Source organism: Neoroseomonas lacus, from assembly GCF_014644535.1.
Classification (GTDB): domain Bacteria; phylum Pseudomonadota; class Alphaproteobacteria; order Acetobacterales; family Acetobacteraceae; genus Neoroseomonas; species Neoroseomonas lacus.
Genome location: NZ_BMKW01000007.1, coordinates 34034 through 54400 on the forward strand (window position 1 = coordinate 34034; position 20367 = coordinate 54400).

General features: G+C 67.5%; 15 protein-coding genes and 1 pseudogene. 3 read left to right on the forward strand and 13 right to left on the reverse strand.

Annotation, left to right across the window (positions count from 1 at the left end; translation table 11 throughout):
- Nucleotides 1–87: 87 nt before the first annotated feature.
- From IEY36_RS14490 to IEY36_RS14520, 8 genes and pseudogenes are all read right to left on the reverse strand, one after another.
- Nucleotides 88–249: a hypothetical protein gene (locus IEY36_RS14490; protein ID WP_188967828.1), complete on the reverse strand. Its 162-nt coding sequence runs from the start codon at nt 247–249 to the stop codon at nt 88–90.
- A gap of 154 nt (nt 250–403) precedes the next feature.
- Nucleotides 404–667 (reverse strand): hypothetical protein, encoded by a 264-nt coding sequence (locus IEY36_RS30635; protein ID WP_229681326.1) that lies wholly within the window; start codon nt 665–667, stop codon nt 404–406.
- Nucleotides 668–747: 80 nt separating this feature from the next.
- A pseudogene (locus tag IEY36_RS31340) lies at nt 748–1029 on the reverse strand (helix-turn-helix domain-containing protein); the annotation flags it as partial.
- A 317-nt stretch (nt 1030–1346) separates the two neighbouring features.
- On the reverse strand, nt 1347–2021 hold the full coding sequence (locus IEY36_RS14500) for a class I SAM-dependent methyltransferase (protein ID WP_188967832.1): 675 nt from the start codon (nt 2019–2021) through the stop codon (nt 1347–1349).
- A 119-nt stretch (nt 2022–2140) separates the two neighbouring features.
- Nucleotides 2141–4684: a glycosyltransferase gene (locus tag IEY36_RS14505; RefSeq protein WP_188967834.1), complete on the reverse strand. Its 2544-nt coding sequence runs from the start codon at nt 4682–4684 to the stop codon at nt 2141–2143.
- Nucleotides 4685–4857: 173 nt separating this feature from the next.
- Nucleotides 4858–6084: a hypothetical protein gene (locus IEY36_RS14510; RefSeq protein ID WP_188967836.1), complete on the reverse strand. Its 1227-nt coding sequence runs from the start codon at nt 6082–6084 to the stop codon at nt 4858–4860.
- Nucleotides 6085–6221: 137 nt separating this feature from the next.
- Complete coding sequence (locus IEY36_RS14515; protein WP_188967838.1) at nt 6222–7838, reverse strand: class I SAM-dependent methyltransferase; 1617 nt, start codon at nt 7836–7838, stop codon at nt 6222–6224.
- Between the two features lie 360 nt (nt 7839–8198).
- Nucleotides 8199–8528 (reverse strand): hypothetical protein, encoded by a 330-nt coding sequence (locus IEY36_RS14520; protein ID WP_188967840.1) that lies wholly within the window; start codon nt 8526–8528, stop codon nt 8199–8201.
- A 64-nt stretch (nt 8529–8592) separates the two neighbouring features.
- Here IEY36_RS14520 and IEY36_RS14525 point away from each other — a divergent pair, with 64 nt between their 5' ends.
- The 3 genes from IEY36_RS14525 (at nt 8593) to IEY36_RS14535 (ending at nt 12604) form a co-directional block, all read left to right on the forward strand.
- Nucleotides 8593–9906, forward strand: coding sequence for a methyltransferase domain-containing protein (locus IEY36_RS14525; RefSeq protein WP_188967842.1), 1314 nt, complete (start codon nt 8593–8595; stop codon nt 9904–9906).
- 347 nt (nt 9907–10253) lie between these two features.
- Nucleotides 10254–10988 (forward strand): class I SAM-dependent methyltransferase, encoded by a 735-nt coding sequence (locus tag IEY36_RS14530; RefSeq protein WP_188967844.1) that lies wholly within the window; start codon nt 10254–10256, stop codon nt 10986–10988.
- Nucleotides 10988–12604: a polysaccharide pyruvyl transferase family protein gene (locus IEY36_RS14535; RefSeq protein ID WP_188967846.1), complete on the forward strand. Its 1617-nt coding sequence runs from the start codon at nt 10988–10990 to the stop codon at nt 12602–12604. The genes IEY36_RS14530 and IEY36_RS14535 overlap by 1 nt, the downstream gene beginning before the upstream one ends.
- A gap of 99 nt (nt 12605–12703) precedes the next feature.
- Here the strand turns inward: IEY36_RS14535 and IEY36_RS14540 are convergent, their stop codons facing one another.
- The 5 genes from IEY36_RS14540 to IEY36_RS14560 are packed head-to-tail and all read right to left on the reverse strand — an operon-like array spanning nt 12704 to nt 20367.
- Nucleotides 12704–15766: a glycosyltransferase family 4 protein gene (locus IEY36_RS14540; protein WP_188967848.1), complete on the reverse strand. Its 3063-nt coding sequence runs from the start codon at nt 15764–15766 to the stop codon at nt 12704–12706.
- Nucleotides 15763–17031 (reverse strand): cytochrome P450, encoded by a 1269-nt coding sequence (locus tag IEY36_RS14545; RefSeq protein ID WP_188967850.1) that lies wholly within the window; start codon nt 17029–17031, stop codon nt 15763–15765. Before IEY36_RS14545 ends, IEY36_RS14540 begins: the two co-directional genes overlap by 4 nt.
- Nucleotides 17028–17882, reverse strand: coding sequence for a phytanoyl-CoA dioxygenase family protein (locus IEY36_RS14550; RefSeq protein ID WP_188967852.1), 855 nt, complete (start codon nt 17880–17882; stop codon nt 17028–17030). The genes IEY36_RS14545 and IEY36_RS14550 overlap by 4 nt, the downstream gene beginning before the upstream one ends.
- Entirely contained in the window at nt 17867–19516 is a 1650-nt protein-coding gene (locus IEY36_RS14555) for a fatty acyl-AMP ligase (RefSeq protein WP_188967854.1), read from the reverse strand. Before IEY36_RS14555 ends, IEY36_RS14550 begins: the two co-directional genes overlap by 16 nt.
- Nucleotides 19513–20367 (reverse strand): phytanoyl-CoA dioxygenase family protein, encoded by an 855-nt coding sequence (locus IEY36_RS14560; protein WP_188967856.1) that lies wholly within the window; start codon nt 20365–20367, stop codon nt 19513–19515. Before IEY36_RS14560 ends, IEY36_RS14555 begins: the two co-directional genes overlap by 4 nt.

The following is a 20367-nucleotide window of genomic DNA, read 5'->3' on the forward strand; positions in this document are numbered from 1 at the left end:
ACAAACCAGAGACGAGGTCGCGGCATTTCGCATCATCTCCGTAAGGGAAGGCGCCGGCGGCCTTGAGCATGGCCATGAGTTGCCCGATCAGTTCGATCCCGGCGGATCATCCGGGTCGTCGCTCGGCGTTACGATGACCTTGTCGATCAGGGACCGTCCCGCCTCCAGCACGTCCGGGCCCTCCCCGGCATCAACGCCCCGCCGCAACTCCGCCACGCGTTTCGCGTAGATGTACGTGAGGTTGCTCACAGAGCCCGTCGTCGATGACGCGCAGCGTCAGGACGCTGATTTCGACGATGGTGCCCTTGGGGTGCGGGCGCACGACGTGCACGCCGCGGATCGGATCGCGCTGGCGGGTGTAGCGGTTCGCCACCGCGACCTGATGCGAGAGGTGCCACCCGACCTAATCGAGCAGCAGCACGGCGTGCTTGCCGGGCGCGTCCATGGCGGCGATCTCGGCCAGATGCACGTTCATCGCCGCGCAGTTGCAGAAGGGCAGAACCTGCGCCGCACCCCTGCCCTCCCAAGGACAGACCGCGCCGAAGATGTACTTCGAGGCAGTGCGCTGGTCCTGCGGCGCCGCCAGACGGGTGCCTTGGCGCGCCCAGCGGCGGGTGATCCTGTCCTTATGGCCGATGCAGGCTTCATCGGCGAACCAGATCTCCATGGCGCTGACGGCAACACCCTTCTCGCGCGCGACTTCCTCCAGGCGGGAGGGGAAGGTCTTCCAAGAAGGTCGATCGCGCCCTCATCCTGCGCATGGTGGCGCGGCCAGGCTGAGAGCTTGCGATCGCCCATCGCGCGCAGTTCCCTGCTCAGCGTCCGCTTCGACACCGCGACGCTGAACTCCTCCCACAGCCACTGACCGAGATCAATCAACCACCAGCGCACCACGCCGTGGCTACCCGGGATCGGGCAAGCCTCGATCGTCGTGGCCAGCGCGGCGCGGTGGGCGGCGGTCAGCCGCGGCGGCGAGCCCGGCGGCCAGCGGTCGACCAAGTCCTCCGGCCCCGCGGCGTTGAACCGCACCGCCGAGTCCCGGACGATCTGCAGCGTCGCCGTGCCGATCCGCGCTGCTTCGGTGCACGACGCGCCGTCGTAGATCGCCGCCAAAGTCAGCAGACGCCGTGCCTACGCCGCATCCCCGGACCGGCGCACCGCCACCCATAGCGCAGGCGCATCATTGTCAGGGCGAAAGGGAGTGGTTGGCCCATGGCGAAGCTCCGCTGCTCGCCGCCTTGAATGGGAAACCCTCCGCTTCGGGGAAGACCCTTCGCGGGTCACGGCCGCGAGGACTTGGCATTAGTCAGTCCGTCAAACACTCCGACGGACGGGGCCCACCTAAGTCAGGCCGACAGGACATAAAAGCGCCGGGCGCCATAGCCGGACACGAAGATTGGATCGATCACGACCATCCGGGAGTAGCCGGCCCTTTCGAAGAGCAACTCCATGGAAGCTTCGGTATGCCAGAACGATGTCTTGTTGCCGATCGAGGCCATGGGATTGTTGCCCTCGGGAAAGTCCACGCCGCAATAGCCGTCGCGCTCGACAAGCTTGTGCCAGTCCTTCGGGTCGTTTGCCACCATCTCGGGCACGTGGACCTGAGTTTCGACGATCACCGGAGCACCATAGCAGCATCGCCGAAGCAGGCTTTCCTGGTCAGCGACTTCCAAATGATACAGCAGGCCGAGGAGCGCCACGACGCCATGGCCACGCGGGTCATAGGTGCGCACATCCGCTTCCACGAAGCGAATGGTGCCGAGATCCTCGGGCAGGCGGGCTGTCCGACCGTCAACGGCGGTGACCTCGAATCCGAGCTTCGTCGCCCAGACGCTGAACTTGCAATGCCCGGCGCCAAGGTCGACCAGCGTGCGCTGCTGCGGGGCGATGATATGCTTGAGGATATGCACGAAGGTCGCGATCCGATGAACGCCTATGTCATCGCTCGGTACGGCAACTGTCAGCCGCTCGACCTTGATTGCGCGGCTGCCGGCAGCATCCGGATTACGACTGTCCCGCATCCTTCGTTGATCCTTCGAATCCGCCCCAGGCGTCGATTTGCGCACACATGACGACAAGTCGCCGTCGTACTGTCCCCTAATACATCAACCTCCGTTGATCAGGACTCATGTGCCTGAGGCTACTGTGTAGACCTTAGCACCTGAACCCCACCCGCCTTCAGCGCCGCAGGGAGAAGAGCCGCATAAGGGGGCGCCGCGCCCGGCGCGAGGAATGGGACCACCCCGCTTGCTTCGCAGATCTGATGCCAGCGGATGTACGCCTCATGGTAGTCCGCCCGCAGCGCGTTGAATCCGAACATGTCCATGCCGGTAGCGGAATTCGTCGTCAGTGAATCCGGCCGCGTCGCGCCGACGGTGAGCACATGTGGCAGCATGACGATGGCATCCGGGCCCAGGACAAGCCGCGCGCGCCACAGCATTTCGGTATCGGCGCTGGCCCGCACACCGTCATAGGCGCCAAGTCTGCGCAGCGTGTCAGCGCGGAAGAGCAGGAATGAGGGGTTGGCGTAGATCGGATTGGCACGTGGGACGAACCGCACGCGCCCCGCTGCGTCCATACGGAACCAGCGCGAATTGACCGCATGCACGGATGGCGTTGAGAAGGCCGCCATCTCGGTTTCGATGCGTCTGGGGTGCATCCAGTCATCGGCGTCGTGAAAGGTGACAAACACGCCGCGCGCTGCACCGATCGCGATATTGCGGCAGGCATAGGTGCCCGCGTTGTGCCGCGTGCCGAGCGGCCTTACGCGCGGGTCCCGCGCGGCGAAGCCGCCGATGATGGCCGCCGTGTTGTCGGTGCTGGCGTCATCGACCACCAGCACCTCTAGGTTGCGCCAGGACTGCTCGAGCACACTGGACAGCGCGAGCGCCAGGGTCTGCGCAGCATCATGGGCGCTGATCACGATGCTCACCAACGGCCCATCGACCGGCGGGGCGGATGGGCACGCGAACCATGCCATGCCCGGCGGGGCTCCTTCCGGTTGCGGGCAGGCGACGCCCTGAAGCGCGAGCATGGCGGCCAGGTGCGTGCGCGCGGTCCGGGTATCGCCACGCGCCAGTGCGAGATTGTGGCGCAGCAGGGCCTCAGAGGCGGCCCGTTCAGCGAATGGCAGGCCGTGCAGGGCGATGCGGGGATCGTCGGGTTCCAGCAATGCGGCGGCACGGTCGATAAGCCAGGCCCGCAGCCGCGGCGGCGCGGCGCCCGGCGCCAGAAGACCGAGGCAAGCCTCGGCGGATGCCGTCTCCGATCCGGCCTCTAGCACCCCGAGGATCCCCGCGGCTTCCGGGTCGCCCGGTGACAGCGCCTTCGCCATGGCGAATTGCGCTGCGGCGGCAGCGCGGTCCCCGACTCCCAGCAGTGCGCTGCCGCGCCGGATAGCCAGTCGTGCGCTGAGCGCGGCAGGCAATGTGGCGGATTCCGCGGCGAAGTACTCCAGGCACATCAAGGCGCTGCGCGATGCGTTCATGGTGCCGTACGCATTCGCGGCAGCCTGCGCGGCCGCCAGCCTCGATTCTGCATCGGTCCGTCGCGCCAGCAGCGCATTCGCGGTGCCCAGCACCGTGAAAGGATGGGCCTGTTGGATAATACGTGCCAGTTGCCGCGCCAGCTCCGTCGGTGTCGCATCGGCCAGGGCATCGGCCAGCGCCGCGCCGGATTCCGCCGCGCCGGGCGGCGCCTTGGCGGTGAAGCGTGCCGGGCGGTCCAGCGCGGCTTGGTCAATGAGGCGCTGCACGGCAACCTGCCGGTCGGAAGGCAGCGCTTCAAGTCGGCCCAGAGCCTCGACACGCCGGCCAAGGACCCGCAGCGCCTCGGCCTCCAGCAAGACCAACCGCGCTTCGGGCGGCCGGTCGGTGGTCGCGCCGGCAATCATGGCAAGCGCGTCGGGCGTCCTACCGGCGTCGAGCAGCGTCCGGGCGCTTTCGGCGAGCGCGGTGGAATTATTGGGCGCCGACACCGATGCAGCCTGAAACACGGCAATGGCTTCAACAATCGCGCCACGGTCGCGCAGCATCCGGCCAAGAGCCAACCGTGCCTGCAAGGCCTGGGGGTCGTCGGCCGGCACGGCACCCAGCGCAGCCTCGGCCGCGCGTATTGCACCGCTTCGCCGCAGCATCGCGGCATGTTCGATGAGCAGGCCACCGTGGCCGGGATGCGCCGCCAGCAGGGGGGCGAGGCGCTCGCGGGCAGCCGCCAGGTCGCCGGCCGCCATCAGCAGCCGGATCATTTCGAATTGGGCGCCGAAATGCGTGGGCTCGTCGGCCAGGATCGATTCGAGCAGGATACGTGCTCGCTCAGGCTCGTCATGGGCACGCGCCGCGCGCGCCAGGGCCATCCGCGGCGCGGGGGCGCGGGGCATGACAGCGACGGCGGCCTGCCAGGTCGCCACCGCCGCCGCCTGCTGGCCGTTCGCCCACAGCTTCCAGCCCTGCTGCGTGACGGCGCCAACATCCTGCGGCCGGGCACGAAGGCGCGCTTCGACTGAGTGCGGCTCGGAGATTGCCGCGGTGCCCTCCGGCGATGCGTACACAGGCTCCGACAAAGCTTCCTTCGAAGTAGGGAGACCAGCTTTGTGCATGTATTGACTATGGCGCGGCACTGGGGTGCGGTCCAGCGGGTCATTCCCGCAAGCCTTCTGTGCACGGAGATGGAACGCAGCATCCATGCGGCGCCGCCCGGTGCGCTACTGCGCCGCAATGGCACGGCGAGGGTCACGTCGCTGGGCCAGGTTCAGCAACTGCCATGCCGGCCTGCCCGCCATCTCGGATCGGCACCGACTAGCCGTGGGTGCTTAGCGGTTACCCGGCTGGCGGCGATGCACGCCGGGGCGAAACCCCGCTATCGGCGTTGGTCCAGAGCGGCCTGCTTCGAGATCAGCGCCACCAGCAGCTCAGTCCCGGCGTCGGCGCGAACGGGTCCCGTCCATGACGTGATCTCGGGAAAGGACAGCGCGGCGAGCCGCAACAGGGGCCATGCCCGGGCGGGCTGCCAGGGCCGGTTCTGGAAGTCGGTATTGCTCGGGTCCTGCTCACGTCGTTTCACATCGAAGGAGACGGTCGTGCGCAGGAACTCGATGTGTTCCTTCTCACCGAGAACGTAGGGCTTGCAGAACAGCAGGCCGCGCCGGATGTGGGCGCGCAGTTCCGCATCCACGACACCTGGCACGAAGGACAGTATCTTCAGAAGGAAGTCGAGATCGACGACGTGGTAGGTAAGCGCGTCGCGCTGCCGGAAGTCGAAGGTGCGCCCATCCAGGCGGCCGTCAGCGTCGCGTTCGAAATTGACCTGTCCAAAGGTGAAGAGCAGGCGGCGTGTCTGCATCTGCGTGGTGTCATTACCCGCGATGGTGCCCGCCAGCGCGCGGACCAGCAGGCGCGCAGCCATCCAGTTGTTCTGGCGCGCCAGGTCATTGGCCGGCCGCCGAGCATAGAAGCGATCCCCGGCGGCGACGAAGTCACGCAGCCAGGACCGCAGAACAAGCCGCGCTGTACCCGGCATCACTGGCAGGACGAGGTCGGCCGCGAGAAAAAGCAGCAGGAAAAAGCGCTCATCAATCGGATTGCCGGAAGGGCGATAGGCCCCTGACCAGGCCAGCAGGATGCGCGAAACCTTCGCAAATGCGGGTCCGCGCACATCGTCCGGCCCGAGCCGGGCCGCAAGGGCGAGGTTCAGGAGCGTCGGGAAAGTCGCCTTCACCCGGCCGGCAGCCCGATGGGCAGGATCGCTGTTGAGCGTCCCCGCCAGGCGCAACTGGCTTGCGGGCAGGATCTCCTGCCCCAACGCCGCGCCTCCTGCCGCGATGGCCTCCTCGACGATGGGCGGCAATGGGTGCGGAGAAGCGGCCTGCAGCAGCGGGCCCCAGGCGAGGCGGGAGGCCGCCGATGCCGGCCAGGCCACCGAAGTCTGACCACGGAGGCTGGCAAGCCCCAGCCACGCCAAGAATGGTCGCTTCATCCCAGACCCCCTGGCCATCGACGGCTGATTGGGGGCAGCCTGAACCTGTCCAGGTGATGCGGCATTCCCCTTGGCGCCGACCCGATCGCCACGATCGTCGACCTGCCGCACGATACGTCGCCCGCCGCCAGCGTCATGCACCAGGTCGCCGGGCAGGCCATGGCGCGGTGACGGTGGGCCGGGTTCAGTCGAGACAACAAAGCCCGCATGCCGCCGGACCTTTGCCTCGGCGCCGCGCAGCTGCGAGATCATGGCTGGACCGCCGAGGCGCCCTCATCGTCCCTGACCGAGACGAAGGTGATGCAGGCGATGTGATTGTCCTCGCCCGCGACATGCCGCATGCCATGGGTTGGCAGACCGAGCCCGGCCAACAGGCGGCCGATGTCGCGACCGAAGTCGGTATAGACCAGCGATAGCCCGTCGGTCCCGGAGCCATGATAGACTGGCTCCATCAGCATGCGATCCTCCGGCCCCGAGGTATCGACACGGGCGCGCGTTTCCGCCGGCGGCGGCAGGCCGATCGGTACGGTCCAGACATGCAGCCCGCCTGGCTTGAGGATGCGGCGGATCTCCTCGAAGGCCAGGAACGGCTTCCGGATATGCTCGAAAATATCCGAGGTTACGACGAGATCGAAGCTCGCATCGGAGAAGGCCGTCGCCATGAGATCCTGGCAGACGAACCCGTCGGCACGCCGCGTGCCGCTCGGCAGATCCGGATCGTAGAAAGATTGCGCGTAGCGGCCGGCCTGACGGAGCCAGGGCCGAAAAGGCCCGGTGATGCCCGGTTCGTATATCGCGAGATCGGACAAGGCGCCGCTCGCCGCGAGGTCGGCGAGGGTTGTGGATCGGCCTGCGTTGAGGCGGCCGCAGATCGCTTCAGCCTGCCCACGGTAACGCAAGGTGGCGCGGCAGGCGCCGCAGGCCAGGGTCTCGCGTTCGCTAATGTGCGTGCGGCGAAAGCGGCCTTCCCAACCGCACAGGCTGCAACGGCCGGGCTGGTCATAGACGAGGAAAGCCGGTCTGGCGTCCTGCTGCAGTCGCTGGCGCAGCGTCTCGGGCAGGAGTGACGCCGGCTCGGCAGCATCCTCGAAGGCCTGTCGCCGCATATGGATGGCATTGCCGTACGACGCCTGGCCACCGCCCACGACAAGGCCGGGCGGTGGCGGCGCGCCACCATCCGCATCGGGGCAGGCCAATTCCACCGTCGAATGGCGCAGGCCGAAGCTGCCGTTGATCCTCAGGGCCGGCTTCTCGCCGATCGCCGGTATCGCAAGATCCAGGGCGATGTTCTCGGCGTTCGACAGAAGCACGCACACCTCCGACCAGTAGTGGCCGTGGATTCGGGCGGAAAGCCGCGAGGCCGGTGCATCCTTGCGGCCAAGCAGCGACAGGGCACGTTGCATCCGCTGCGCGCGCAGGCTCACCTCGCCAGACATCGGCCCGGCCTCGACGTCGACCTCCTCGAGACTGACGGCGCTCCCGGAAACGTCCGCGATCTCCGCCTCGACCTGAAAACCCCGACAATCGACCAGGCGGACGGCGGCCGCGGCGTGGCGCAGCCCGATGTTCAGCCCTCGCAAAGACAGGCGCAGACCGCTGCAGCCTAGAGCAACCACCGCTTCCTGGCCGAGTTCCTGCGCCACAAGATCCTGCACGTCCGTGTCGTCACAATGTTCGATCCGAAGACCGCTACCCTGGGCGCGGAGCAGCTTCAGCCCGACCAGGTGGCACGCATCCGCGGCAATACGCAGTAAGGCCCTGCCCCTGTGACCACTGGCCGTGAGGGCGATATTCTCGAGCCGGCAGCCCGCGCTGGTGACGGAAAGATCGTAGCGGCCATCAGCGAAGATCAGAATCGGTGGCATTTGCGGATCGCAACCGCAGAGCGTCAGGGGCCGGGTGAGCGCGAGGCTTTCCGTGATCCTGTAACGTGGCGCATCAAGGCCTATCAGCGCACCCTCCGGCGCCGTGCGAAGCGCGTTGGCGAGTTCCTCCGCCGAGGATACCATCATCACCGGCAAGTCCCCTCTTCGAGCGCGATCGGCCGGCAGCGCGCCCCAATCTGCCAGTCGAGCATGATGTGGTTCAAGACTTTCGGGCCATTATGCCGCCGGCGTGAGCAGTGGTGCGGTTCCGCGCGCCCGGCGTTGGAACGCCTCGCCGAAGCGAGGCATCGGCGGCGCCTCCCGTCTGGCCGTCATAGGAAGGGTCACGCACAGATTGAATCACCGTGTCAGCTGTCCATAGGCTCCCATTTGCGTCAACAATCTCGGGTCATTTACCGTGGCGTCCAGAGTGTAGTAACCCGCAACTGCACGAGAGCGGGGCTGGCTCAGGTGACAGACCAGGTTAAGCAACCGCCGCGGAAACCAGCCGCTGGCCCCAAGAAGCGCGAGCCATGCCGCGTCGTCAATGGCGCCTGCGGTATCCCAAAGGCCGGTGATCCGCTCTTCCCGTTCGTCACGCATGATTTTTTGCCAGGTGAAGACGGGCTTCGCTGGGACGGTGCCGGCTCGATACGGCCGCATCCCAGCGTCGGCGATGGACGTCACCACGCCCAGCGCTTCCTCTTCGAACTTTCGTCGCACACGCTTGGTCGGCCATGACCGGAGATATCACATGAAGTTGCCGAGTCCCGCCGCACAGGCCCAACTACCGGTCACTGAACGCTGGGCGGATGTCTCGAAGACCTTCGGGCATTCCAATCCACAACGCGCAAAGGAGGTGGCCGCCAAACTCATCGGCTTCGGCATCCGAAGCGTGCTCGATATCGGCTGCGGTAACATGAAGCTCAAGGAATATCTGGCGCCGAAGCAGATCGCCTATATTCCGGCCGATGTGGTGCAGCGGTCGCCGGAATGCCTCGTCGTGGACCTCAATACCGCGCCGGTGCCGCGTTGCGATGCGGAATGCGTCGTCATGGTCGGCGTCCTTGAATTCCTGACCGATGTTGAGCGCGTCCTGGCCGAGATCGCAGACCACTACGAAAGGGTCTTCCTTACTGTCTCTCCGCTTCAGACGATCTATGAACAGGTCTGGCAGGGAAAGCCTCACACCATCACCAGCAGCCATCAGAGCGCCTATAGCCTGTCGAATTTCAAGCGGCTCTTCTCGCGCCACTTCGTGATCGAGGATGTCGACGTCATCCCGACCGGCCAGTATGTCCTGCTCGGTCGCGCCCGCCGCACCTTGAACCGGGCTCCCGCGGCGGCGGAGACGGAACTCGACGGGAGTGCAGGGCCCGGCATCGCCGACAATGTCATCGACTTCGACCAATTGGCGGGCAGTTTCGAGACCCACATCTTCCAGTCCGTACCGTTCCACAGCATGTTCCAGCGAACCGCGGCGATGGTCGCCGCCTCGGTCGTCAGTCCCGGAACGATGTGCGTTGATCTCGGCTGTTCGACGGGCCGGTTTGCCCGCCTTCTGCGCCGGCAGTTCAGGGAGGTGGTACCGGTCGAGATCCTTGGCATCGACCGATCACCGGAGATGATCGATGAGGCGCGTCGGAAGAGTGACCATCCGCTGACACGCTTCGTCTGCGCTGATATCCTGAATTGCGACCTGCCTCCGTCAGCCGCCTTCATCTCCAGCCTATTCACGTTGCAGTTCATGGAGGTCGGTGACCGCCTACGCACCCTGATGCGTATCCATGAGGCGTTGGATTGGCGCGGTGCCGCGGTGGTCGCCGAGAAGGTCCTCGACGAGGACGGGCGAGCGCAAATGGACAACCACTACCTGCTTAACAGCTACAAGCGCGCGATGGGGCTGTCCGACGGCGCGGTTCTGGCGAAGGAACGCGCCGTACGTTCGGCCCTACAACCGCAGACCGCCCGCGAAAACAAGGCGCTGTTCACCGAAGCCGGCTTCACCCGTGTCCAGACCCTCATTTCTGCCTTCGGCTGGGAGTTGTATCTCATCAAGAAAACCTGAGAGCTTGCGTCAACGCCCTCCCATCCGGGCAGGGCGACGCGGCCTTCACTCTGCTTCTTCGAGCGCCTGCCAAGGGCCGTGGGGATTCCATCCGGTCGGCCATGACCGACGCTGTACAGGGTCATTCGTGTGAGGCGTCGGATCCGGGCGGCGACATCAGGTCTCGATGCTCCCGTCACGGTTCGCATGGGCCAGGCGACATGGCAGATGAAGGGTGGATGCCGATCTGCCGCGGGACGTACTCTCAAGACCTTCCGTCACGAACTTTATCAGCGGGGCCAAACCGTCGAAGGTGGAACTCCGCTTGCACCGAGGCAGCGCCCGCCGCAGCCTGAAGCCGGTTGACAATGGCGCATGGGCAGGAATGCTCGACCACCAAACTGAAGGAGCTGGATGGCATGTTGGAGAAATTGACCGATCCGGCGAATGTCCACATCTCGACGCCCAGCCAACACGCCTTGAAGCTGATCGAGGCATTGCTGGAGCGGGAGCAGCAGCCGGTGGTCTGCGAGGTCGGCATTGGGATCGGCGCAACCACGGCCGCGATCTGCCGCTTGCTTGCCAATCGTGGAACCTATCATCTTTTCGATTATTCCAGCCGCCTCGACGATCTGAAGCCCGACCTCGATGGCTTGGGTTTCACGAATGTCGTCTACCACGGCAATTCACGTCGCAAGCTTGACAGCTACAACTGGGCGCTCGCACAGATGCTGCTGGCTCGCCGCGCGGCCGGGGGTGCTGTCCCGGTCTTCGACTTCGTCTTCCTCGACGGTGCGCATGCCTTTCACCATGATGCGCCGGCGGCGCTACTGCTGAAGGACCTGCTGAAGCCCGGCGGCGTCATCCTGTTCGATGACTACGACTGGTCCTTCGCGATCTCGCCCACGATGAATCCCGCTGTCTTTCCCCAGATCCTCGAAGTCTACACCGACGAGCAGATCAAGACGCCGCATGTCCGGCTGATCTGCGATCTTTTCATGGATCACGATCCGGACTACCAGAAGGTCGATATCGGCTACCGCTCGCACGAGCATCGCCGGGCATATCGCAAGCTTGGACCCAAGGAACCGAGGCCGGCGTGATGCCAGGGCAACCAGCGCCGCGGTGCGCGGCGCTGTTCGGCACCTTCGACGTTGCCAATTATGGCGATCTGCTTTTCCCGCATGTCGCAGCGCACATCCTGGGTAACGGCCTGGCGGAGTTGCGCTGCTATTCGCCGCGCGGTGGCGCGCCGGCCTGGGCGGATTGCTGGCCCGCCCGGCCAGTTGCCACCTTCAATGAGGATCCCGCGCCCGATCTCTGCCTAATCGGCGGCGGCAACATCATTCATGCCAGCCCGACGCCGCTGCCCGACTATGTCGGCGCCTTCGCCCGGTCCGACTTCACCTATGCCTCGCTGTGGCTCGGCGCTTCCATCCTGGCGGCGCAGGCCGGCGCCCGGCTGGCCTGGAACGCGCCCGGCGTGCCTTTTCCCGTCGAGGGCGCCTGGGCCCGCGGCCTGCGCGACCTGGCACTGGCCGGCGCGGATCATGTAACCCTGCGCGACGAGGCCAGCCGCGTTTTCCTCGGCGCGCCCGCCACGCCCGCCGATATCGTGCCCGACACGGCGCTGACGATCAGCGCGGTATGGCCGGCCGGAACATTGCGCGCGGCGGCGCAGGACGCCTTCGCCGCGCGCGGCATGGCGATGCCGGGGCGCTGGATCGCCGTGCATCTGAACGACCGCTACATTGGCGACGACCTGGCGGCCGCCTGCACCGCCATCAATAGCATCGCGGCGAAGCTGCAGGCGGTGCCGGTGCTGCTGGCCATCGGCCCCTGCCATGGCGACGACGAGCTGGCGCGCGCGGCGATGGCCTTCATCGAAGGGCCGGCACTGCTGGTCGATCGGCCTCAGGGCCTGCGGCAGATCGCCGGGCTGATCGCGCACGCCCAGGCCTATGTCGGATCCTCGCTGCACGGGCTGATCACCGCGCTGTCCTATGGCAGGCCGGGCATTGCGGTGGCGCGGACGCGGATGGTCAAGTTCCTGGGCTTTCTGGAGCCGCTGGGCGAGGCCGCACGGTTGCAGGAAGGCTGGGCCGATGCGGAAGCCGTGACGGAGACGCTGCTGCGGCCGCTGCCTTCGGCGACTCTTGCCCAGTTGCAGGCAGCGAAGACGCGCATCGATGCGCATGCCGCAGTGCTGCGCAGCCTGCTCACGGCAACGCCATCGACGACCGCGGCGGCCGGGCGGGCGCGATTACTGCAGGCAGTCTCGGTGGAGCGGACCGCGCCCGCCGAATGGGGCATGCTGTTCTGCGCGCTGGCCGGCGCCGCCTCCGCGCCGGACGACCCGGACAAACAGGCCGAGGCCCTCGCCATCGCGATGCGCGGCTCGGCGGATGAGGCGCTGCGCGACCGCGTTGCCAAGGCGCGCGCGCGTTGGCCGCACCACCTCCGCATCGCGCTGCTGGAGACCGAGTGGCTGGAACGGGCAGGGCAGCCGGAGGCGGCCCGGATGCGGCTTGTGGCCTTACACGAACAGCATCCGGACAATCCCTGGCCTGCGGTCCGGCTGGTGCGGCTGCTGGCGCGAAGCGGCCAGGTCGACGCCGCCCGCGACCTCTATGACCAGCGTCTGCGGGATACCGCACTGAGCACGACACTGCATCAGGAACTGACAGGGTTCTGGAGCGCGGGGGCCGACGCGCCCTAAACCAGCACCCGATCAGGTTGCGTCGCCTGATCGGGTGAGGATGCCGGCGAGAACAATGGCGTAGAGGGATCCCGTGAGCAGTGGCGAAGGCAGGCCGCTCTACGCCATGATCGCCTTCCGGCAGAGCCCGACCATCGAGGCCACACGCTGCGGCCAGGAGATCGGCCAAAGCTCCTCGGGCGGTGGTGGACGGTGCGGTCCGGTGAAACCGCGGCGTGTCACGGCCGAATCCAGCTTGGCAATAAAGTCCTCCACATCCGACGCCACGGCGATGCGGTCGCGCAACTCGTCGATATTGGAGACGTCGGTGCTGACCACGGGGATGCCAAGCGCCACATAGACGTAGAGCTTCAGCGGATTCATGCGGTCGCTCACCGAATTGCGCAGATGCGGCATGATGGCCACGTCGAAGCAGCGCATGTATTTCAGCGCCTCCTCGTAGGGCTTCGGCCCCAGCAGGCGCAGGTTGGGATGCCGACGCAGCCGCAGGACATCCGTGGTGTCGTGCGCCGAGCCGATGACGACAAAGGTCCAGCCCGGCCGCCGCGCCACCACCTCTTCCATCAGCTCGATGTCGATGCGAGAGCGCAGATTGCCGGCATAGCCAATCACCGTCCCCTCTACATCCTCGAGGTCGCGCGGCCGACCGTCACTGGCCGCGTAGAATTCGCAGGCATTCGGAACGACGTGGATAGGCTTCTGGCTGAAGCCCGCGAAGGCGTCGCTCACTGGGGTGCAATTGGCGAAGACCAGGTCAGCCCCTGCCAAAGTGCGTCTGTAGGCTTCCTCGGCCTCCAGCATCCGCTCCGGGTTGCCGATCATGGTGCGCTGGTCATCGACCAGGTCGACGACGTTCAGGTCGAAACCGAGCCCGTCCGCGATCTCCGAATGAAGCGGTGCGATCGGCCAGGCCCAGCCGACCACGTTGCCGCTGCAGTGGCGTGCGATAACCTCGGCCACATAGTCTTGGTATTCTTCCCGAGCGGGCAGGCTGCGGCCGAGATAGCTGGTGCCGCGCTCGCGCCCATAGACGAAGGTCCGACGTAGCAGCCCGGGTGCGTCGTCGATTTCCAGGAAGCGACGGGCCGTGGCATCGGCGATCAGCTTGCCATGGTGATAGGGCGAGCTCGCCCCGGCCTGGTCGTGCTTGCGCAGATGGTCGATGCGCACCGGCGCGTCGAACTGGATGATGGTGCCGACCTGCTCATTCTGGCGCAGGTATTTCAGCAGCATGTCGTGTCGCCGGCCATAGATCCCGGTGTCGTTCTGCTTCCAGAAGCAGACCAGGTCGAGCGGCCGTACACGGCGCACCACCGGCGCCGCCAAGGCGCCCCGCTGCGACCAGGCCGGCGCGGCCTCAGGCAGATCGGTGCCGAAGTGGCGGTTCAGCGTGATGAACAGCCGGGTCCAATCCGCATGCCAGGTGACCGGCGCCTCCAGCGCGCGGACCAGGGCCCGCTCAGCCCGGGCGCCGTTCACCGCATAGCTGAACTCGGCGTCGAACAATTCGAGCCGGCGCTGGTGCGCAGCCGGCGCCTCCTCATTCTCGGCAATGCCGTGCAGCCAAGCCTGCAGCCCAGCCTCGTCATGGATCAGCGTGATCAGCCCCTGGGTCGCCAGCTCGGTGACGGTCGGTACCGGCGTCATGGCCACCGGGATGCCGAGCGACAGGGCGTCGGACAGTTTGGCAGGCGTCTGGAAGACGGTGATCGGCGAGCCTTGGTCTTGCAGCAGGCAGACGCCGTCAGCGATCTGCAGCATCTCGGGCAGTTCCGAGAACGGCATGTCCGGGAGGAAGCGGATCCGCCCCTGATCGTAGGCGCTGAGCTCTTTCAGGAAGCCACGGTCCCATACGGTGCCGATAACCACCAGCAGCAAACGAGGGTCGGCCAGCGCCTGCATGGCGGCCATCAGCCGCTCGAGCCCCTTGTGCCGTCGCGGGGTGCCGGCGAAGAGAATGACCCGGTCGGCCTCGCTCAGTCCCAGTCGCTGGCGTATCGCCGCCCGGGCGGCGGGATCGGGGCGGAAGACGACCTCGTCGCGCGCATGGCGGATCAGCCGCCCGCCGAAGCGATCGGCCAGGCTGGCATTGGCGACGGTGTGGTTCTCGAAGCTGGCGATCAGGCCTTCGGCGACGCCGGTCCAGAAGCGCTTCTCCGGTCTGGTGAAATCGAACCTGGCCTCCATCTCGGTGTGGGCCTCGACCTCGTCCAGCCTGATCATCCGCGCCTCCGGACCGAAGAAGCCCAGCTCATGGTCGTCGATATCCAGGATGACCGGGCAGCCCAGACGATGCACCAGCAACAGCGCCAGGATCAGCCCCGGGAAGCGCGGCTTGGAGACATGGACGATGTCGCAATCGACCGTCCGCGCGAAGGCCGCGGCGGCGGTCAGGAACTCCGCCATCTCGCCGCCGGGGAAACTGCGGATCGGCAGGGTGGTATCGCGCAGCGGCGCCCAGATGCCTTCCGTGGGCCGGCTGAAGGCGCTGCCCAGAAGTTCCACGCCATGGCGGCGGCTGATCATGTCAGCCAGCACATAAGCGCGGCCCAGGGGATTGTCGTTGACCTCCCAGGTCACGACGGCAACGCGAAGCTGCTTCCCCCGCCCGGCATTCGCCGGCCATGTCAGGCGACGCGGCGCTGGCGGCAACCGCGGCGCAGCCGGGCGTGCGACATCGACCACCACGCGCGAGATGGTCAGCGGCGGCCCTCCGGCCTTGAAGCTCAATTGGACCGTGTACTGGCTGTCACCGAGCGGCCAGGCCAGCGTGACTGCCAGCCGCAGCCCGCCCTGCTCGTCACGGCGCAGCAATTGTCCGCCCAGGCTGATGATCGGAGGCTGCCGCCCCTTGCCCGTCACCCGCAGAAGCGCGGCGGAGCGGAGGGCGGCTTTCAGCGCATCCGGGTTAGGTGACTCGATGGCGAGGCTGAATTGCAGCCCCGCCCTGTCGCCTTCGATGGGAATGGAAATCGGCACCGAAAGCAGAATATCCCGCGCCTCTGCTGCCGCGGAAAAGCGCAAGCCTTCGGCGTAGAGCGCGACGCTCGGCACGACCTCCTCGTTCCTGCTCTCGACTCGCCAATTGCCGGCGAACGGTGCGCCTGGATTGATGCTCTCGGCGGCGGCCTCTTCATCGAAGTTGGATACGATCAGCGTCATCCGATGCCGGATTCCTCTTGGCTGTTGGCATGGGTGAGAATGCCTGGACCGTGGCGCGGACAAGATCCTGGAAGGTCACCGACCGCCGACGGCGACGCCCCGTCTCCGGCGTCAACGCGATGCAGCAGCAAGGGCAGGCGGTAGAAGGTCCGCCAATCCTCATGCGCCAGCAGCACGCCGCGGTCGGTTGCCGGCCGCAGCGTGAAGCGTTCAAGGACGGCCTGCACCATCACCTCGGCCTCCTGCGCGCCGAGGACACGACCCTGGCAGACATGCGCGCCGCTACCGAACGCAAGCAGCACGACGCCCTTCCGCGTCAGATCGACATGCTCGGGCTCCGCAAAGGCGGCCGGGTCGCGATGCGCGCGGTCGATCGGCAGCAGCATCAGGTCGCCGGGCAGGATCCGGGCGCCGCCGATCTCGGCCTCGACGGCTGCCACCCGGCGGTTCAGCCGCCGGAGCGGACCGGCCAGGCGCAGCGTCTCGCGCAGGAAGTCGGCGCCGAGCGCGCGGTCCGGCCGCAGCCGCGCCTGCAGCCCGCCCTGCCGCGCCAGGATGTCGAGTGCCGCGGCGATGGTGCCGGCGACGCTATGACTGCCGGCCAGCAACAGGAAGAGGGCGAGGTCGATGGCGTCGTCGGATGCCTCCTCCGCCAGCCGCCCGATGCGCCAGCCCGGCGCGCGATTGGCGCGCATCATGGCACGGAGTTCCGCCGCCTCCGCTTCCAGCCGGTCCAGGTCGCGCAAAGCCATGGAGGACAACCAGCTCTGGGTGACGGCAAGCGCCCGCTTCTGCAGGGCCAGGCAGAGCGCCGGCGGCAGGCCCAGCGCCTCGCCGATCAGCAGGCTGGGCAGCGGTTCGGCGAGGGCCGGCACCACGTCGATCTCACCCGGTTCGGCGGGCAACGCGGCGACGATGCGGCGCGCCTCCGCCTGTAGCCGGGCAGCGGGCCAGCGGGCCAGGGCCTCATCAATCAGGGCCCGGACCCGGCGACGGCTGTCCTGGTGCCGCTCATCCTGCTGGAAGATCATCGTCCCGCGCAGCAGCGCGAGCAGGTGGCGGTAATCCCGCCCGGCCCGGCCGGCGATGCGTTCGATGCGCTCTTCCACCGACACTGAGCGGAAGCTGGGGGAGCGCAGCACGGCGAGGACATCGGCATGCCGGCTCACTGTCCAGACCCGCTGGCCGCCGACCTGGCTGGCCGAAAGAAGCGGCGGTTCCGGCGGGGCGATCGGCGCGTCCGGATCGGTGATGCCGCGGGTCACGCCTCAGTCCCGCGGGTGGGCGCTCCGGCGACCGATCCAGGACCGGCCTTGCCAAAGATCACTGCCATGCCGTGGCGGATCGACTGCGCGTGGTGGCGCACCGCGTCCGGGTGGAAGGCGGCGGCCGGCGCCTGCTCGAGCGCGAATGTCCCATGGTCGTGGCCGCGCACCAGCGTCGCGAAATTGCGCATCCCGTCGCGCTGGCCGACCGTGGCCGGGATGTAGCGGATGGCGAAGCCGATGCGCCGACCGGCTGCCCGGTTGGGCGGCGAGCCATGCACGATCAGCGGGTCGTGCAGCGACATCTCCCCGGGGGCAAGGGCAATGTCTAGCGCCTCGTCTTCATCGACCTCAGCGATCACCTCTTCCCGCCGGCCGAGCATGTTGCGGCTGTCGCCGCTGTCGCGATGGGCCAGGATGCGATGGTTGCTGCCTGGCACCATCCGCATCCCGCCATTCGCCGGCGTGCTCGGCGTCAGGGCCAGCCAGGCGGTCACCGCGCGGGGCGCGGTCAAACCCCAATGCGTCTGGTCCTGGTGCCAGGTCACATAGCGGTCGCTCGACCCGTTCTTGATGATGAAGCTGGTGCCGAAGCAGAGCAGGTCCGGCCCGAGCAGGTCCTCCACCGCATCGAGGATCGCCGGGTGGTGCACGATCTCCCAGAGCCAGGGCACCAGCAGATGCGGCTTGGCGTTCATTGCCGGCGGCAGCCGTCCAGCGCGACTGGCCTCGATCGCTTCCAGCGCCGCGCGCTGCGCCTGTGCCTCGGCCGCCGTGAAGATGCGCAGCGGGAACACCACGCCGTCGCGGCGGAACGTGGCAATCTGTTCCTGGCTCAGGTGCTTGCCCATGGTTCCGCCTCTACCGGGTTTTCCGATGGCAGCAACTTGAGGTGGCCGTCAAGAAAGGCCTGACGCGCAGCTTGATGGCGAATCTTGCCGCTGGTCGTCCGCGGAAGCGTGCCGAACCCAAGCAGCACGACGTCCGGCAGCATTCCACAGCGCTGCCCCACCTGCTCGGCGATACGACGGCGCAGCGGCTCTGGCGCCAGACTGCGCCGCTCGGCGACCGAGACCTCGCAGAGCAGCACCAGCCGGTCGCCCTCCGTACCGGGCAGGCCAATGGCGGCGGCGGCCGAGAGCAGCGGCCCAGCGGCCTCGAAGGCGGCGGCCTCGGCATCGGCGGCGTAGATCTTACGGCCATGCGCGATCACCGTGTCCTTGATGCGGTCTAGGATGACCAGACCGTCCCCGGTCATGGCCCCGATATCGCCGGTGCGTAGCCAGCACTCGCCCTCCGCCTGCAACAGGCCGGGCAGCGGGGCGATGGTGGCGCTGTCGCCCTGCCACAGGCCAGCCGCCAGATGGGGCCCGGCGATGCAGATCTCGCCAGCGGCACCCTGCGGCATCCGGTCCGCGCCCTCCGGGTCGCGGATGGTGACGAAGCAGCCAGCGGGCGGGCTGCCGCAGGTCACCTGCCGCCGCCCGGCTGCCCCGGCCGAGACCTCACGCAGGCCACTACCCTTGACCACGCCGGTGACCAGCAGCGTCGCCTCGGCCAGGCCGTAGCAGGGCAGCAGGCTCGCCGCATCGAAGCCGGCCGGGGCGAGATGCGCGGCGAAGCGGCGCAGGCTCTCGGCGCGCACCGGCTCGGCACCGCAGAAGGTAACGCCCAGGCTGGTGAGGTCGAGCCCGGCCGCCTGCGCCGCGCTGACACGGCGCAGGCAAAGCTCGTAGCCGAAATTCGGTCCCCCCGCGACGGTGCCGCGATGCGCTGCGATGGCGGCGAGCCAGCGCAACGGCTTCTGGATGAAGGCGAAGGGTGGCATCAGCACCGCTGTCCCGCCGAGAAAGAGCGGATGCAGGATGGCGCCGAACAGGCCCATGTCGTGGTGCGGCGGCAACCAATTGACGGCGACGATGTCCGAGCCGCTGCCGAAGGCCTCGCTGATCATGCGCTGGTTGGCCATGAGATTGGCGTGGCTGATGACGATGCCAGCCGGCGCTCGGGTCGAGCCGGAGCTGTATTGGATCACCGCCGGAGCCTCGGGCGGCGGCGGCGGAGTGTCGAGCGGTGCCCGCAAGGTCGCGGGGTCCAGGCGGCGCAGACGGCCAGTGTCGATCTCCGCCTCCGGCGCGGCCAGCACGGCGCCTTCGCCGAGATCGTCGATCACCCGTTGCTGCCGCAGCCGCGCCTCGCCAGTCGGCGGGAAAGGCACCGGCACGGCGATGGCACCGGCGCGCAGACAGGCGAGCAGCGCGATGACGAAGCCCAGCCCGGGCGGCAGGGCGAGAACCACCGGGACGCCCCGCAACCCCGCCTGGACCAGGCCTCCGGCCAGCGGTGCCACGGCGGCGTCGAGTTCGGCATAGCTGGCTGCCTCGGTCACTGCTTCGCCGCGCTGTAGGAAGCGCAGCGCCGGGTGGTCGCCGCGGCTTCGGGCATGCTGCTCGAGCAGGGTAGGCAGGGTGGTGGTGGCGATCATGCCGCGCCCTTGGGCGGCCCGCCGCCGCCCATCTTTGGCATGACAATGCGCATCCATTGGCGGATGACCTGCTGGTAGCGCTGCATCGCCGCAGGGTGGAACGGCGCCTCCGGCGGCTGCTCAAGGTCGAAGCCGCCGCGGTCCTCACCACGCACCAATGTGGCGGTGCCACGCAGCCCGCCACTCGTGGTCAGGTGGCCGGGGATGTAGCGAATGGCGAAGCCACAACGGCGCAGGCCGGATCCGTTCGGCTGCGACCCGTGCACCAACAGCACGTCATGCAGCGACATCTCGCCGGGGCGCAGCACGATGTTGACGGCATCAGATTCATCGACCGCGACCTCGACTTCCTCGCGGCCCGGCAGCATGGCGGTATTGTCGCCGGTATCGGCATGAGCCAGTGCGGTGTGATGCGTGGCTGGGCTGACCCGCATGCAGCCATTCTCGACCAGGGACGGGGTGAAGGCGACCCAGGCCGTGATCGCCACCGGCGCCGAGAGCCCCCAATAGGTGGCGTCCTGGTGCCACGGCACGTACTGCGCCGTGCCCGGCCGCTTGTCGAAGAAGCCGGAGCCCCAGCACAGGATGTCGGGACCGAGCAGATCCTCTACCGGCCCCAGGATCGCCGGGTGATGCACCAGCTCCCACAGAAAGGGCGCCAACAGATGCGCCTTGACGTTGTGCGACGGCACCATGCGTCCGGCACGCTGCGCGGCGATGGCATCGAGCTGCGCCAGGTGATCCGCTGCCGCTGCCTCCTCCAGCACCGGCAGCGGCGCAAGGTAGCCATCGCGGCGGTAGCGGGCGATGGACGCGGCATCGAGCCTGCGGCCTTTGCTCGGATCGGACAT